The organism is Streptomyces griseicoloratus, assembly GCF_014534645.1.
GTDB lineage: Bacteria > Actinomycetota > Actinomycetes > Streptomycetales > Streptomycetaceae > Streptomyces > Streptomyces griseicoloratus.
This window is the reverse complement of sequence record NZ_JACVQF010000177.1, coordinates 1-15,347: the sequence shown is the minus strand read 5'-3', so window position 1 is coordinate 15,347 and position 15,347 is coordinate 1. Positions and strand designations below refer to the sequence as shown.

Here is a 15,347-nt window from a genome sequence, read left to right as displayed (position 1 = left end):
TGCTGCTGGCGCCCGGCAGGGGGCGTCGGGGCGGGTGTGCGCCGGGTACGCCTGCCGTGTCAGCACCGTGCGGAGATCCGCCGCGGCCAGGACGCCGACGGCAAGGAGCGGCCGATGTGGCGCACCCGCTGGTGGGTGCCCGACGGACGGCACGGCGATCAGCCGCACCCGTCGCTGCTGGTCTTCAACCGCGTCGGCCTGCGCAGCCCCAACACCGGCGTCGCGCATTTGGCCGAGCTGAGCCCGCACAACCAGACCCTCCTGGAGGCGAGCAGCAACCCTCGCCGGGAAGCGTTCGACGCCCGCCAGCGGGCCGAGTACGAAGCCCGCGAGCGGGAGTGCAAGGAGCAGCTGCGGCGCGCAGCCGAGCAGCAGAGGGCCGAGCGGGAGGCCCGCCGTCCCGTGTGCGCTGGCTGCAGCACCCGGTTCATCGACGAACGGTGGAAGGCCATCGAGCCCTCCGAATGGGGCGCGCCACTCCCTGTTTGTCGATGGCTTCCGCCTGGCCGTCCACGACTACGAGGTACCCGAGGCCACCTTCAGCATGCTGGAGCAACTGGCAGCGCACCGGAACATGCCGGTTCTGGGCACAGCCCACCTGCGCGCACGAGCAGGAACACACCCTGCCCAGCCTGGACGACGTCATGGAGCCCTCAGCAGCCCAGGGGAAGACGGCCGTGCTGCTGCACCGGCACCGTTTCGAACCCGAGTACCACGGAATGGTTGACCTGCCCAGCGGCTGACCATCACAAGCCCGGCCCTCACGGCGCCGATCTCCTCTCCCAAACCCCACCGCCTCGCGCGGGCACGAGATCGGCGCTCAGCGGCCCGTACAGCCGAGCATGAACGGAGAGCCCCAAGCCCCATGCAGCCTGGACCAGGACGTGCGAGTTGAAGACGCCGTGTCCGTCTCGGCGGGCCCGACGGGGTCGCCGAGGCGGGCGATCGAGTGAATGTGGGTGCCTGCGACAGCAGCATCGGAGGTCTGTCTGCCACTACTCGTCATTGAGGACCTCGATGGGCTGTGGTCACAGTGATGGGGCGCTTGAAGTAGGCGGCAGCTGCTGTCGGCCCCGCCTTCTTGACATAGAGCTTGCATAGGAGGAGGACGCGGAGGTAGTGGCGGGACTGCCTAATCAATGGGGCGCCAGAGCTCAGCACCTTCTTCATGTCCGCGAGAAGGCTGCGCATGGCCGCTACATCTTGAGCGATACCCTTCTCTTCCAGGGAGCCGTCATGAATCCGTGCCATATGGCGCCACATGATGAAGTCCATGCGGGTGTGTAAAACGATGGGGTTCTGTGCCTCGTGGGTGCGGAGATAGATCGCAAGGACCTCTGCGACCCCTTGAACTGCGATTCGGGGGTCCTGCTCAGCGACAGCTCGAGCGCGAGCTGCCTCTGCCATCGTCTTGAGGGTCTCTGGGTGTTCTTGGCCAAGTAGGCGGCGCTGGATCGGAAGTAATGCCTCGAAATCGTCGGCTGCTTCGGCAGGTCGCTTGGAGAGAAATTTAAGACGGGCAAGCTCGTACTGGGCGATTTGGGTTTCCAGGTCCTCAGGCCCGAGGACGCGAAGTTTCTCATCACGGACCTGCTCGTAAACTTCTTGGGCTTTCTCCGTGTTCCCTGACTCAAGAAGCCAATAGGCGTAGTCGTGACGAATCTTTAGAAAGTCCGTGACGCCGATGCTCCCACTGTGGACAGCCTGGAGGAGCTCGGCCAGCGTGGCAGCTGCGGCCTTCTGCTGGCCGGAGTGTCCGAGCGCGTGCGCCAAATCTCGCAATGTGTCTGCGTACTCCTTCGTCTCAGGGCCGTTCGGCGAGGTGGTCTGGAGCAGCACCGTCAGCTCATCTCGAACGGCGCTCAGCGTCGTGATGCCCTCTTGTGTTTCGCCTGACATCGACTGCGCTCGCCCTAGGTAGCGGCGAAGGCGACGCAGCGTCCTGCTGCCGTATTCCAATCTGATCTCTGCCTGCGCCAGGAGTTGAGTGAAGTAGCTGACGGCCGCCGTCAGATGCCCGCCATCAGAGAGGCTGATGCCAGGCAGCTGGAGAACGGGATGGACGCTGTCAGTGCTCCACAGCGCGTCATTGGCACAATCAATGAGAGCCAGCGCGTTCGCCCGCACCGCTTCCTCGACCACCGGCTGTGTTGTGTCCTCAGGCCAGGCGGTATAAAGCCCGTCGGCTGCTGTGAGCGCGAAAACTTGGAAGTGATCGGGCGACAGTGCCTCTCGCGTGGCCTTCTGAACCAGTTGGTGGACACGGACTGCGGCTACCGGATTGTTGATGTCGTGATCAATGAGACTGAGGCGATGGAGGGCTTGCAGAGCGGCGGTGCAGTCTTCGGGCGACGGCTCTGTTCCGCCCTGCGAAGGATCTCCCGTGTAGAACTGAGCCAGGAACCCGCGAACGGGCTCAGCGGTAAGCACGGTGCGTGGGATCCCCTCTGGGGCGAGCATCGCGGCCAGATGGAGCATGGGCTCCGCCAGGACTGACAGACGATTGGCGTACTGCATAGACAGTGCCCATGTCGTGGCGACAGTAACGGCTTGGCCATCAGGCAGCGCGCTGGAGTCCGGCAGCATCGCGGCCAGCTTCTTCCGCGCAAACTGTCGCCGGTACTCGTCGCACCTGATCCCCGCGGTGACCAGGTACGCCGCTGCCTGGGACAACGCCAAGGGCAGGTGTCCCAGATCGGCAGCAAGCTCTGCGAGTTGAGCGGTGGGCTCACTGCGTCCGTGCCGCGAGAGGTGACCATTGAGGTAGGCCACGGCAGTTTCCCGGTCGAACAAAGACACCTCCACCTGAGCGAACTCCTCAGGGAATGGGGTCATATCACGTCGACGCGTGGTGACCAGTGACCGCCCGTGAGCACTGGGAGGCGGCCACAACGAGGGATACAGCTCGTGATTGAGATTGCCAGGATCCGCGAGACTATCCAGCACGATCAGCCAGCGAAGGACAGGCTGACCTGCCGCATCAAGCCGTTGCAGGAACTTCTGAGCAGCACGCTCCGGGTCCTGGGCGTCCGCACCGCACAGCTCGACGGCAGCCTCGGCATAGGCGGCCACGATGGAGGACCGGCTGGAAGCCGTGACCCACACAAGGACATCCAGATCCTGCTCGACGGAACGGACATACTCCGCGGCGAGCTGCGTCTTGCCCACGCCCCCCATCCCGCTCAGCACTACGCTGGACGCGGGTCCGGCCCCGGGGACGGCAAGCCCAGTCGATAGCAGCGCTGCCTCGGGTCGGCCCTGGAAGGCAACCGCACGGCGCGGAAGAACGCCTACCCGGCATGACGGACCCGGCCCGGCCTTCAGTGACGAGCCTCCCCCGGTCTTTCCCGCAGAAGGCACCTTCCCCTGTTGCGTCCCCTCCCGAGGGGAAGCAGCTGCACGAGCCCTCAACTTCTGCCAGTGGGCAACACCGTGAGGCTTCCGCGCTGACTTCCATAGCGCCCGCTTCTCGAGCTCCTGGATGAACAAGTCGAAGTCCTGTCCCGCACTCGGGACGTTCGTCCCCGTGAACCAGCTGCTGAGCTTCCCCGGCCCGAGCTTGACCGGCGGTTCTAGACTCTCGCCCCACCGCACCGCGCCCCTATACGACATCTTGGAGTCCTCGAAGAGCTCGCGTAGCCGCGCGGCGAACTCTTCCCTAGGTGTGCTGGCCATGTGGCTCCGTTCAGTCTGAACACCCCTCTGAACACTAATCTGCCTGCTCTGACCTCGTGAGATGCCCTGTTCAGCAAGAACAGCAGTACCTGAACTCTCCTCTGAACCCCGCAGATGGGTCCCGCCGGCTACCAAGGGCCGTACTGAGAAGGGGACCGAGATGGAGAAGCACCAGGTCAAGCGAGAAAAGCAGCGGCGAATTCGCACCGTCACGAAGGCCGTGGGCGGATGGGTAGTCGGCGGGGTGGTCAGGGCAGTGCTCCACTACGTGTGGGAAGCCTTGATCCAGCCGTAGCAGGGGGCTCAACGCCAAGACCTACTGGTCTGGACCAATCTCAACGAGCCCCGGATCATGTATGCGGGGCTCGTGCGTACGTGCGAGAGAGCCCGAGGGCGGCGCAGCCTGGTATCTGGGAAGCTGCGCCGCCCTGCGCGGCAGGTGTGCGTGGCGTCAAGCGGGTTCGCTCGTTGCTCGGCCGACGGGGTGGTCGTGTCGGCCGAGCGCTCGGGGCAGGTGGCGCCGAGGGTTTCGTGGGCTCGGGCAGGCCCGGAAGGGGGCGTAGCGGGAGCACCGAGTCAGTCCCGCCACGCCTCTGTCGTGCAGTCAAGAACGGCTGGAAACACCGGGCGGCACGCGGACGGCCCGCACCGGCACCCGCAAGTCGCCCCGTGGCTCAGCACGCTGACGAGCGGCAGCCCGTTGCGGGCCGCCGCCCGGTTGATCAGCAGCACCGTCAACTCCTCGGCCAGCAGTTCCACAACGCCCTGGCAGCCACAACTCACCTTTACAACCGTTCCTTGCCCGCCCTAGAGCGTGTCTCTTTGGTGGGTTGATCAGTTGATCAGACGTGTCTGTCCGGTTACTGATCACTGATGCGATGTGGGACCGGATCGAGCCGCTGATGCCGGCCGATCCCGTCCGTGGACGACGGTGGGCCGATCACCGCCGCACCCTGGAAGCCATCGCGTGGAAGTACCGAACCTGCTCGCCCTGGCGAGACTTGCCCGAACAACTCGGGCCCTTCCAGACCGCGCAGAAACGGCTGATCAGGTGGGCCCTGGACGGCACATGGGAACGGATCCTCGCGGCTGTCCTCGCGGTGGCGGATGCCGACGACGACGTGGGCTGGACAGTTTCGGTGGACTCCACCATCTGCCGGGCTCACCAGCATTCGGCCGGAGCTCGGAAAAGGGGGCGCCCGGCCGGTCCGAACCGGAGGATCACGCGCTTGGACGCTCCCGCGGTGGCCTGAGCACGAAGGTTCACCTGGCCAGTGACAGCCAGGCACGGCCTCTGTCTATTCTTGTCACCGCGGGCCAGGCTGGTGACGCACCGGCCTTCGAGGCGGTCATGGCCGGAATCCGGGTTCCGCGCCGGGGACTTGGCAGGCCACGAACCCGTCCTGCGGTTGTCCTTGCGGATCGCGCGTACTCTTCCCGTGCGATCCGTGGGCATCTGCGTCGTCGCGGCGTCCGTGCCGTTATCCCACAGCCTGCGGATCAGATCGGCCATCGTCTGAGGCGAGGCCGCGCCGGAGGTCGTCCGCCCGGCTTCGACGCTGAGACATACAAGGAACGCAATGCTGTCGAGCGGGGCATCGCCCGACTCAAGCAGTGGCGCGGCCTCGCAATGCGCACGGACAAGCTCGCAGTCGCCTATCGGGCTGCCTTGCACCTCGCTGCCATTCTGATCTGGTCCCGCAGGTGACAGTGCGCTGCGTAAGCCGGTCTACGTGAGGTCCGTGCTCGGTTGGCGGCGCCAGTCCCATCCGGCATAACGGTCCAGCAGCGTGAGGAACTTGCTCGACTGAAGGATCTCGTAATGGTTGGTGTCGACAAGACCGTCCAGACCAGGGAGGACCTCGCGGAGCAAGGCCCGGGCCGCGTCCATGGACTGGCATGACACGTAGACCGGGTAAGGTTCGCCGATCCGGTTCGTCACCTGGTCAAGCTCTTCACGCTCGTAGTCCGCCAGGATCCCGCCTGAGAGGTCGATGTAGTACGAGTACCCGTGCCGGTGCAGCCTGTCGTCCCCCGTCGCAGGATCCGGCACGAGGTCGAAAGCGCGGATTCGCCCCTCAAGCAGCGGACGTCGCTCCGCGGGGACAAGGATGATCACCGATGGCCAGGACACGCATTGACCGTAGTCGAGGACGCTCCTCGGGGCCCCAGACTTTCGGGTCAGCCGAGCAGCTTCTCCAACAAGGAGACAGGCTCTAGGCGGCTATCGCTGTGAGATCGAGGCCGCACCGGCCGTCGCCTCCGGCGCCGGGGCGAAGAAGTGCTGTCCGCAGCAGCCATTCACCCGGCCGATGTACAGCTGTCGGCAAGTAGAGCAACGGCCCCCGACCACGCCGAGCGGGGCGGCGTGCTGGGTCCATGAACCGGCACGGGGACTGGCTCCGACTCCCGCTGTGCCATGTTGGCTTGATAACGCTGTACCATCTGGTTTGCTAGCGGTGTATTACTGGGCATCGGAAGCGTTGTAGTCATTTACAGCACAAGAAGGGGGACGTGTTGGTCTACGACATCCGTCCGCTCGCCAACGGGCTGCGGACCGACCACCCGGTGCCCGGGCTACCGTTCGTCGACGACTCGCACCTGCCGCTCGACGACGGTCCCGACGCCATCGAGGCTGTCGGCCGCAACAAGGGCGAAGGCATGTGGGGCCGGTGCGACCCCTCCCACGAAGGGGGCTGGCTGGCCTTCACCACCGACCCGATCGCCCACCACCTGGGATGGGCCGTCCGCTACCACCCCGAACACGGCCGCACCGTCCTCCTGCTGCGCGATGAGGACACCGCCAGCCTGCACACCTACTGGTCGGGAGCCCCGCTGCTGTTCCGGGCCGGCGGTTACTGGTGGGACGGCGAAGCCTGGTACCGGCCAGGGCAGATCTGGGACCCGGTCACTGAGGACTACGCACGCCACAAGGCACGCGCCACGGCCACCGTCCACGCCGCCGACATGCTCGACGGCCGGGCCCACCCGGAACGCGCGCACGTGCACAAGGTCGCCACCTTCGACCCGGACACCGCCAAGCCGGAGAACTGGCTCGATGACCTGACCCGGTGGGCGCAGCGCCACCAGAAGCAGGACGACCCCCGGCCGCTGGACAGGTGCGTCGTCGACCTGGCCAGTCCCGAACTCGCCGGGGACCGGCTGCTCGGCGTGCCCGAGATGGCCGCGCTGGGCGGCATCACGGCCTCCACTCTGCGGGGCTACATCTCCCGCGGCGAGAACGACGTGCCGCCGCCCCAGGCGACCGTCGGCGGCCGGGCCCAGTGGTCCCGCCCGGTCGCCGAAGACTGGGCGGAAGCCCGGCGCCGCTCCTCCGAGGGGCTGAAGGAGGCCATGTCGGCCGGCGACCGGCACCGTCTCGCCCCGGGGGCGGCCCAGGTCCGCGACCGGTTCAGCGAGACCTTCTTCCGCTTCCTGTGGAAGCGCCCCGACATCCGCAAGCGCTGGACCCTGCGCCACCGCAACGAGCCGACCGTGCGGGAGGTGGCCGACCAACTGGCCTTCGAGGTCGCCGACAGCCTCAGGCGGATCATCCCGACCGACGCCCTCGGACCGACCATCCGCCACGCCGTCCTCGAGGACTTCACCACCTCGCTCCGCGTCGTCGAACGCCGGGGCGGTGAGCTCAAGGCTTTCGACCTCATGTTGTCGCTGCCCCTGGCGAAGATGCTCAGCTGGTTCATCCAGCACTTCCCGACCTCGGCTCAGTGGTACGTCGGGGAGATCATGAGCGAAGCTGACAAGCAACTCGGCATTCCCGCTCAGGTCACGGGCGAAGCGCTGCGGCGGTCCGCGACCACGAACGGGGACCTCGACACCCAGGCCGCGAAGGAGTTCTTCTCCCGCGTGGAGCCGCGGGAACCGGAGGGCTGACACCGAGGGGGACCTCGCCCTGCGTGAGCAGGTGCCTGCACGCCCGCCCGGCTCGGGCAGCCGAGGCTCGGTCCTGCCCGACTGCCCGCCACCGGCGGCGGAGACACCTCGCAGGAGATACGCAAGCGTACGGATCGCGTACGCGGCACGTATTTTGTCCGCCCGCAAGTCGCAGTGGGAGGTAGGTACCTGCTCGGTAAGGTGCCTTCATCGACGGCTGTGCCATCTGGCCGACCCGTCCGTCGCCGCGAAGGCCGGGCCCTCACGGCCCGCGACACCATCCGCATCGACGGCGACACGGTCAAGATCGGTGCATGGCTCGCCAAGGCCCGCACTAGGCACCGATCCGGCCAGCTCTCCGACGGCCGTGCCCGCATGGTCGCCGCGCTCTTCGACGGCGACTGGACGATCGAGGCCGCCGGGTCCTGGAGTAGATGCCTGCCGGCTGCCGCGTTGACCCGAACTGGCCTACTGGCAGCTCACCTCAACCACCTCGGCTCTTTTGGCATTGCCCATTCTGATGGCTTCTACATTGACGGTGACGGTATCTCCCTTGCCGAGCTCCATGAAATGGTTGACCCCTTCTGTGTAGAAGGTTCCCTGCTTGTCGTAAAAAAGGGCCGTCACAGCACCGACAGGACACTCTTCCCCTCGGTTCTTAACCTTGACTACAGCCATTGCATAGTTCGGATCCGAGTCGGAGGCCCTGACGTCCACGATGGCGACATCAGCATCGACTTCAGCCTCGTACTGGCCCAGCCCATCGCTCACGTCCGCCCCGTCGTCTTGAGCTGGTGCCGCTGCCTCCCAAGGAGCCGTGGTCGACTCCGGCTCGGCAGCCTCGGGCGAGCTGGAACAGCCGCTCGCGACAAGCACGCTGGCTGCGACGGCTATTGCGGCTACGACGCGCTTCATTACAGACTCCCGGGTTCGTGTGACGTTCGCGATTGACTGGGAAATACGCACTTCTATTCCCCTGTGTTCTCCGGCTCCGGACTCGTCGTTCGCGTGCACTGAGCGACGAGTAAAACCCCCGCTTGCCGTGGACTGCCTCAGCGGGGTTCGGGGAAGCCGGGCAGTTCCAGCGGCACGGGAGTCCACCCGTCACGGGGTGTGGTGTTTTGCAGCAGGAGTCGGAAGCATTCGCCGTCGACGGGCCGGACGGTGACCTCGCAGCCATCGCCGCGCCCAGTCTCCAGGGCGGCCAGCGCCTGCCGGCCGTCTTCCTCGTCGACGGTGATGTGAGGGTGGTAGGAACGCACGGGGCCCAGGTCCAGGTGCCGCCCGGCGACAGTGATCACGCACATAGGGGCCCCGCTTTGGATCGCATGGGGCTCACCGCTGAGCAGGGCCCGCACGGCGGGGGAGTCCTGCCCGTTCAGCGTGAAGCGGGCCCGGGGCAGGAACGGGGAGATCACGCAGTGTCCCTGGATGAGCAGGCGCGCCATGCGCAGACTGATACGGTCCGTCGGGGTGAGCTCCGCCGGAACGAGGAAATACTGCTCGCAGTGACGCTGCACCACGTCCAGGTCCTGCAGATACTCGGCCAGCCGGGCCGCCTCCTGGCGCGCGGCCTCAGGGCGCGGCGGCAGATCACCGCCTCCGATGGCCCCGGCGCTCGCCCGGACCTCGAAGGCACCGCCGACCGCGATGCGCTCATAGATCCGCAGCAGACGCAGCGCCGCCGACGGCTCCAGCTTCTCCAGCGAGAACGTGAACCGGAGCGTGGCCGGAGTGCCGGAAGCCGCAGGGATCATCAGCTGCATGCTGCCGCCGGCCAGGTCCACCGTGACCGACCGGCCGACACCGCCGCGCCCCACATGCGACGGCGTGCCCGGGTAGCGGGCGGTGACGTGCTCGCCGTCGAGGAAGACGACCTCCACCGCCATCTCGGCCAGTGCGGCTGTCTCAGCCGGCTGCCACCGCACTTCGACGCCCCGTGCACGCCGGACAGCCATGCGGGTCCGCTGACCGTCAGGCTCTCCACCGCCTCCCTCGGCAGCACCACTTCCTCCGGCAGTCCGAAACCCAGGCTGCGTCGTACGGCCTGGGCTAGGTCGGGCGCCAGCGGGCCGCTGCCTGCCAGGGTGATCTTGATGGGGGAGACCTCGTGCGCCCGCGGGTGTTTTGCCCGCAGCGTGTGCACCACCGTCTTCCCCTGGCGGGCGAAGTCCACGGTCCAGTGGTCGTCCAGCCCGTCGGCCTGGTGCCCCAGCGCCGTCACCCGGGCGGTCACATCCCGTACCCCGTCCTTGAGCAGCGCGCGCTCCTGCCCGTAGACCTTCGCCGCCTCGTACAGCTGATCCCGGGTGAAGGAGGCCTCCAGGTCCGCGTGCGCGGCCAGCAGTCCATCCAGCTTCGCCCGGTCCCACACCTCGACCCGCACCGCCTGCCCCGACGCCAGGGAGGTGACGAACTCCCGCTCCGCCGTGCTCAGCGTGCACGGCACCACCAAGATCCACTCCCATGGCTGGTGCTGCATGGCCCGCGTGAACGACTGCTTGATCGACTTGCGCCGCCCCTTGTGCGCCGTGGTCGGGAAGCCGTCCATGTAGTACTTCAACTGGAAGATCCGCACCCGGGTCCCATGGGTGACCTTGATGTCGATGCCCTTGTCCCCGCCGCGCCCGTTCACCACCTCCACGCGCGCGGACGCGTCATACATGCGGTGCACCAGCGCTTCGACGATCCTGTCGAACCCTGGCTGCCCGACCCGGTCCCACTCCACCGCCACAACCGCCCCCTGCCTTCGCACCCCCACCCCGCTCATGATCCCACCCGGCACTGACACCACACCGGCGCTGCGCCGCGCCCCCGAAGCCGCACCGGTCACGGCAGCACTGCCATCCGCCGGGCCGGGGCAGGCCCCCGTGTCACAGCGTCGGCTTCTGGTGCCGTGCGAGGAGGGTGGTGAAGAAGTCCTCCAAGAGCTGCCTGCCGCCCGGGGCGGTGAGTTCCCAGCCGCCGAAGCGGTAGATCTCGTACCCGGCGAGCCTCAGCCGGCGGTCCTCGGCGACCATCTCCGCGTACAGCCGCGGCACCGCGGTATGCGTGACCCGCCCTTTCTCGTCGGGCGGGTTCGGCCGGCCGTAGTGCTGAACCCCGTCGACCTCGAGGACGATGCGGGAGCGGTCCGGCGCCAGCAGCAGGAAGTCCATCCGCTGCCGGGGCAGCGCCCCGGACTGCTTGCCGCTCTTGCGCGTGTAGGGGTCGTAGTGGAGGTAGACCTGCGGAATCAGCGCTGGCAGGTCGAAACCGCCGTCCTCGGCGTAGCGGGCACAGTAGGTGATCATGAGGAGCTGCTCGGGCACCGAGTCCAGTGACCGGTACAGACGCCGGTACAGGTCGTCGGCCGCGGTCCTCTCGTCGGCGTCCGGCTGATGGTTCTTCTGCCACCAGGCGACCATCTGCCGCCAGGTCAGCCCGTGATGAGGCAATGGATCGGTGAACACCAGGCAGACATCGGCGTGACGGACGATCTCGACCTCATTGTTCACCGCGTCACGCAGCACGAGATCCGGCTTCACCCCGTCGGCGGCGAAGATCAGGTTCTTGAAGGCACCCGACGGCCCCTTGGTGAACCGGCGTTCGTACTCCAGCTCCTGCAGATCCTCCAGCGCGTCCCTCGTAGACCCAAGGATGTGCTCGATGCAGTCCCGACGGGCCTGCCAGCTGCCGCTCATCCCGTTGGCGCGCCAGTAGGTGCCGAAGCCGCGCGGTCCGTCGAATGTCCGAAACGGCCAGACAGGCGGCTTCAGCGCGAGGCGCTCCAGGACGGTGCGGTGGGCTTTCATGACCACGGGGACGTTCTCGTCGTCCAAGCGCCTGCCATGGCCATTGGTGCCGTAGGAGACGAAGTCGTCGTACAGCAGCCGCGTCAGCGCGACGGCGACCTCCAGATCCGTCCGTCCGGCCGGAGGACGGATCGTGCCGCTCTCCGGCGCAGACGCCGACCAGTGGTGGCTCCGCCGGGCCGCCGAAGGGGGCCTCGACCTCCACGTCCTGACCCCCACCAACATGGACCCCGCCCGTCCCCGCGGCAAAGACGCCAAGCCCATACGGCACAGCCTGATCCGCTACGACGGCACCGCCGCCGTCACCGACCCAACAGTCCTCACCCGAGCCCTCCTCACCGGCATCGGCCGCGCCAAGCCCTACGGCGCCGGCCTGCTCAGCCTCGCCCCGGCAGCCACCACGTGAGCGCACCCAGAAGAGGCGGCGACGGCCCGCAGACGCCTCGAGGGCGGGGCGGTCACAGGTCCGTCTCCCCGCCGACGCGGGGGTGCTCCGCGCGTGGATCACCCTGCCTGGTCCTCGCCCGCTGACCACTCGTACGGACCTACGCCCATCGCATGCCGATGGCGGACAGTTGCTCGATCCGCTCGGGTGTGAGTGTCGAGGCCCGGCTGCGCTGGTTCCCGATCCATGCCCCAAGCCGAAGCTCCCGCACCTTCTGGTGCTCCCCGCTGCCACCGTTCCCGTCGCCGCCGACGGCGATCCGTTCGACGTGCTTCCTCGGGACGCGAAGGTGCCCCTCACGCTCGAAGAACTGCTTGGCGGCGGCGTAGTTCAGTGCCCATTTGTCGGCCTGTGTGCGGCGCGGTCTGGGTTTCTCGTCTTCGGTGGCGGGTTGGATGCCGAGGATGTGCTCGCACATCCACTGCTGGACGGTGGTGAGTTTGTCCCAGCCGAGCCGGACGGACCGTACCCACTGGCCGAGGTCTTCGCCCTGGTGCACGACGGTGCCAGGCTGCATCGGCAGCTCGCCGCCGGCCTCCAGGTGCTGCCGGACCAGGTGGAAGCATCGCTGCCACCCCACTGGCCAGGCTGGGCACCAGGACGGGTCGATGTCCTCGAGCTGCTCGCGCCGCTCCTCCGTCAGCGCGCCGGCCGCCGATGGAACCGGCAGGCCTTCGGCGCGCCGCTGCTCGATCTCCTGCGCCTTCCGGGCCGCGGCCCTGGCGTTCTTCAGCCAGATGCCCACCCGATACCCCTGGTAGGTGGCGTCTGCCGGTGCCAGGAGGTGGCCCGCCTCGGCTGCCCACCCGCGCGCCGCTGCGAGGCCCTCTTCCCACACGACGTCGTAATGCGACCAGATCATGCCGAGCTTCTCCAACTGCCGGGCGCGGTCGTCGTCCATGTCCCCGCGGGCGTAGAACCTCCTGGCGTCGGCGATCCATTGCCCCAGTGGGAACCCGACGAGCGTGGCCGGCCACTTTTCGGCTTCGGCCCCCTGGTCGTCGTGGCCGGGGACGCGGTACGTGAACGGGACCTTCAGGTCGCCGTGGAGCCGGTGGTAGATGACGGCGGCCTCGATGCCGCGCCGCCAGTGCTCGTGCTCGGGGCTGAGGACGCGCAGGTTGATGAACGCCGCCAGCTGCGCAGGGTCACGCGGCGTGCTGAACTTCAGCAGTGCCCGGGCCGGCACCGACAACCGGTCGCTTCGGTCGCTCCCGGCTTCCTCACCCTCCAGCCCTCCGCTACGGCTCTGCACGCCCCGGACACGGCTCTGTGCCTGCTGCTCGGCCAGAGCTTCCACGACGCGGGCATCGTGCGCCCTGAGCGCCTCCAGCAGCTTCGCCAACCCGCCGAACGCGCGGCTCGTCAGCATGCTGTCCGCTGTCTCGCCCGGCCCAAGCAGGACCGGCACGACCAGGCTGGCCACCTTCCCCTCGCCGGGCTGCATCCGCAGCGCCCGGCCCACGGCCTGGACGAGGTCGGGCATCGAACCGCGTACGTCCGCGAAGTACACGGAGTCGCAGCGGGATGTGTCGACGCCCTCGCCGAGAATGCGAACGCTGCTCAGGAAGGTCTTCTCCACGACCGTGCCGTCCGTGGCGATCCCGGCCGCGAACTCGCCCAGCACCCGCCGCCGGTGGAGTGGCTTGTGGTCGCCGCACAGCCAGTCGACCCAGATCCTCTTGGGGTACAGCTCCGGGTCGGCGGCGTGCAGCCGCTTGGCGACGTCCGGGAGGCCGGCCGCGAACGCCTCGGCCTCTTTCACCATGTGGTGGAAGACGAGCGTCCTGCGGAAGCCTTCCTCGGCCGACGCCTTCACCAACGCGGTCTGCAGAGCAGCGAGCCGCGCCCCACGCACCTGCTCCGAGCGCCCCTCCACGCCCAGCAGCTGGGCGGCCTGGAGCTGGGTGTCGGTGATGTCCACGCACACCACCTGGTAGGGGGCACAGATTCCTCTGTCGACGGCCTCCGAGAGCGTCAACATGAACGCCCTGCTGCCGAACGGCCCGTCCGGATCGTCCTCCATCGAGGCCACCAGTTCGCCCGGCGCGCCCTGCTCAGCGTCCTCGTCCAGCTGCCACAGCCGGGGCGTGGCGGTCATGTACAGGCGGCGCAGGGCGGGGATGCGGGTGTTGTCGTGCACGACCGCCCACGGCTTCCCGATCCGCCCGGAACACCGGTGGGCCTCATCCACGATGATCAGGTCCCAACCTGGAAGGCCGGCCTTGTGTGCGCGCTCCAGGGTGCCGAGCCCGAGCGAGGCGTACGTGGCGAACACGGTGACCTTGTCGAACGGCCGCACCCAGTCGACCAGCTCGTCCACGTCCGTGGTGTTCGGGAAGGACACCTCCTCACCCCGCAGGGACGACACCCCGACCATCGGGCCGCCGCGGCCTCCCTCCCGCCACGCAGCCTCGGTCTGGGCGAGCAGATCCAGCGAGGGCACCAGAACCAGCACACGACCCGCACGTAGCTCCTCGGCGCTCCGGGTGGCAACGAGGGTCTTGCCGGTTCCGGTCGCCATGATCACCTGAGTCCGGAGTCCGCGCGGAGGCACAGTTGATCGTGCAGGCAATTCGAGCGCCCGCAGCACCGCATCCACGGCTTCTCGCTGGTGGGGACGGAGTTCCTTTGCTGCCATTCCGATCTGTCTTCTCCTGTGGGCGGGGCGAGAGATTCTACGCTGGAGGAAGAGGTCAACCGCCGGTAGAACACCTCGGATCGGCTTCGTTGAAGCTTCGGGAGTGAGCTAGCGCGCCTGAGGGATGCGGAGAGGAAGCGCGGTAGAAGGTGGCCCGCTCCTCTCACAGGGTACGCCAAATAATTCCAGAGTCCATCCAGACTGAAAAATGAAGCAAAGGACTGTGGAGAGTACTAGCAGCAAACATCTTCCCGATGAGTTGAACGCTCTCCTAGGATCCAGCGCGTGACAACATCCTGGTACGCCTTGCTTGAAGAAGGCCACATAGACTACGAGCGCGCGCAGTGCTGCTACCGGCCGCAATGGGAGATGAGGCAGACCGAGCACGTGGAGGGAAGCCAGGAGGATGCGCAGGCCGCAGGACTCCGAATGGCAAAGACTCACATACCGGAGTCGTTCTACCTCCGCCCGGGGGACCGGCCGCACCGCAGCGTGTTCGCCACTCAGGCCGGCACCTGGGTGGTCCAGTTGAAATCCCGTCAGGCAGAGGCTCACTTCCGGGTGACTGTGGGGCAACTCGTTCACACCGAGGAAGAGCTGGGAGGATCGCTCCCAGAGTGGTTCCCTGAGTACAGCTCCAGCACGTGGTCCTATCTGAAATTCCTGCTCGGAGGGTCCCTGATAAAGAAGAGCAAAGCCTGAAGCAAGCCGAGCCCCAGCCACCCCTCCCCGTAGCTGCTCGGGCCGAAGGCCCGTTGGCCGCCCCGCGCAGCGGGACGGCCGTTGGGGCGCACCGCACCCCGGGTGGCTGGAGCGCAGCGGAGGCCACCTCGCGGGGCCGCAGGCCCCGCAGCTCCGGGAGCGCAGCGGACGGAGCGTCACCCGCCTTGCGCAGCAA

General features: G+C 67.5%; 11 protein-coding genes. 4 read left to right on the top strand and 7 right to left on the bottom strand.

The window, feature by feature from the left end; translation table 11 throughout:
- Window positions 1–1,002 precede the first annotated feature (1,002 nt).
- Window positions 1,003–3,612 (bottom strand): tetratricopeptide repeat protein, encoded by a 2,610-nt coding sequence (locus H0H10_RS08950; protein ID WP_262506245.1) that lies wholly within the window; start codon window positions 3,610–3,612, stop codon window positions 1,003–1,005.
- Window positions 3,613–4,553: 941 nt separating this feature from the next.
- On the opposite strand from H0H10_RS08950, the gene H0H10_RS08945 reads away from it, so the two are divergent.
- Window positions 4,554–5,383 (top strand): IS5 family transposase gene (locus tag H0H10_RS08945; RefSeq protein WP_373566823.1). Its coding sequence is split into 2 segments (ribosomal slippage): window positions 4,554–4,877 and window positions 4,880–5,383, totalling 828 coding nucleotides; the frame shifts between segments, so codons are not numbered across the junction.
- A gap of 21 nt (window positions 5,384–5,404) precedes the next feature.
- On the opposite strand, the gene H0H10_RS08940 is transcribed toward H0H10_RS08945, so the two are convergent.
- Window positions 5,405–5,809, bottom strand: coding sequence for a hypothetical protein (locus H0H10_RS08940; RefSeq protein WP_188180325.1), 405 nt, complete (start codon window positions 5,807–5,809; stop codon window positions 5,405–5,407).
- Between the two features lie 380 nt (window positions 5,810–6,189).
- Between H0H10_RS08940 and H0H10_RS08935 the strand changes: the two genes are divergently transcribed.
- A complete protein-coding gene (locus tag H0H10_RS08935; RefSeq protein ID WP_309141754.1) occupies window positions 6,190–7,569 on the top strand; it encodes a helix-turn-helix transcriptional regulator in 1,380 nt (459 codons plus the stop codon).
- A gap of 468 nt (window positions 7,570–8,037) precedes the next feature.
- Here the strand turns inward: H0H10_RS08935 and H0H10_RS08930 are convergent, their stop codons facing one another.
- The 4 genes from H0H10_RS08930 to H0H10_RS08915 all read right to left on the bottom strand — a co-directional run bounded on the left by H0H10_RS08930 (window position 8,038) and on the right by H0H10_RS08915 (window position 11,390).
- Window positions 8,038–8,535, bottom strand: a complete 498-nt coding sequence (locus tag H0H10_RS08930; RefSeq protein WP_188180324.1) for a hypothetical protein — start codon at window positions 8,533–8,535, stop codon at window positions 8,038–8,040.
- A gap of 86 nt (window positions 8,536–8,621) precedes the next feature.
- Window positions 8,622–9,356: a hypothetical protein gene (locus H0H10_RS08925; RefSeq protein ID WP_188180323.1), complete on the bottom strand. Its 735-nt coding sequence runs from the start codon at window positions 9,354–9,356 to the stop codon at window positions 8,622–8,624.
- The gene (locus H0H10_RS08920; RefSeq protein WP_188180322.1) at window positions 9,326–10,330 is read right to left on the bottom strand and encodes a hypothetical protein; all 1,005 of its coding nucleotides are present in this window, start codon (window positions 10,328–10,330) and stop codon (window positions 9,326–9,328) included. Before H0H10_RS08920 ends, H0H10_RS08925 begins: the two co-directional genes overlap by 31 nt.
- Window positions 10,331–10,442: 112 nt before the next feature.
- Window positions 10,443–11,390: a hypothetical protein gene (locus tag H0H10_RS08915; RefSeq protein ID WP_223179593.1), complete on the bottom strand. Its 948-nt coding sequence runs from the start codon at window positions 11,388–11,390 to the stop codon at window positions 10,443–10,445.
- Between the two features lie 106 nt (window positions 11,391–11,496).
- Here H0H10_RS08915 and H0H10_RS08910 point away from each other — a divergent pair, with 106 nt between their 5' ends.
- A complete protein-coding gene (locus H0H10_RS08910) occupies window positions 11,497–11,769 on the top strand; it encodes a type I-E CRISPR-associated protein Cas6/Cse3/CasE (RefSeq protein WP_309141753.1) in 273 nt (90 codons plus the stop codon).
- Between the two features lie 139 nt (window positions 11,770–11,908).
- Here H0H10_RS08910 and H0H10_RS08905 read toward each other — a convergent pair whose 3' ends face one another.
- Complete coding sequence (locus H0H10_RS08905) at window positions 11,909–14,449, bottom strand: DEAD/DEAH box helicase (RefSeq protein ID WP_188180321.1); 2,541 nt, start codon at window positions 14,447–14,449, stop codon at window positions 11,909–11,911.
- A 285-nt stretch (window positions 14,450–14,734) separates the two neighbouring features.
- Between H0H10_RS08905 and H0H10_RS08900 the strand changes: the two genes are divergently transcribed.
- The gene (locus H0H10_RS08900; RefSeq protein WP_188180320.1) at window positions 14,735–15,151 is read left to right on the top strand and encodes a hypothetical protein; all 417 of its coding nucleotides are present in this window, start codon (window positions 14,735–14,737) and stop codon (window positions 15,149–15,151) included.
- Window positions 15,152–15,347: the final 196 nt, after the last annotated feature.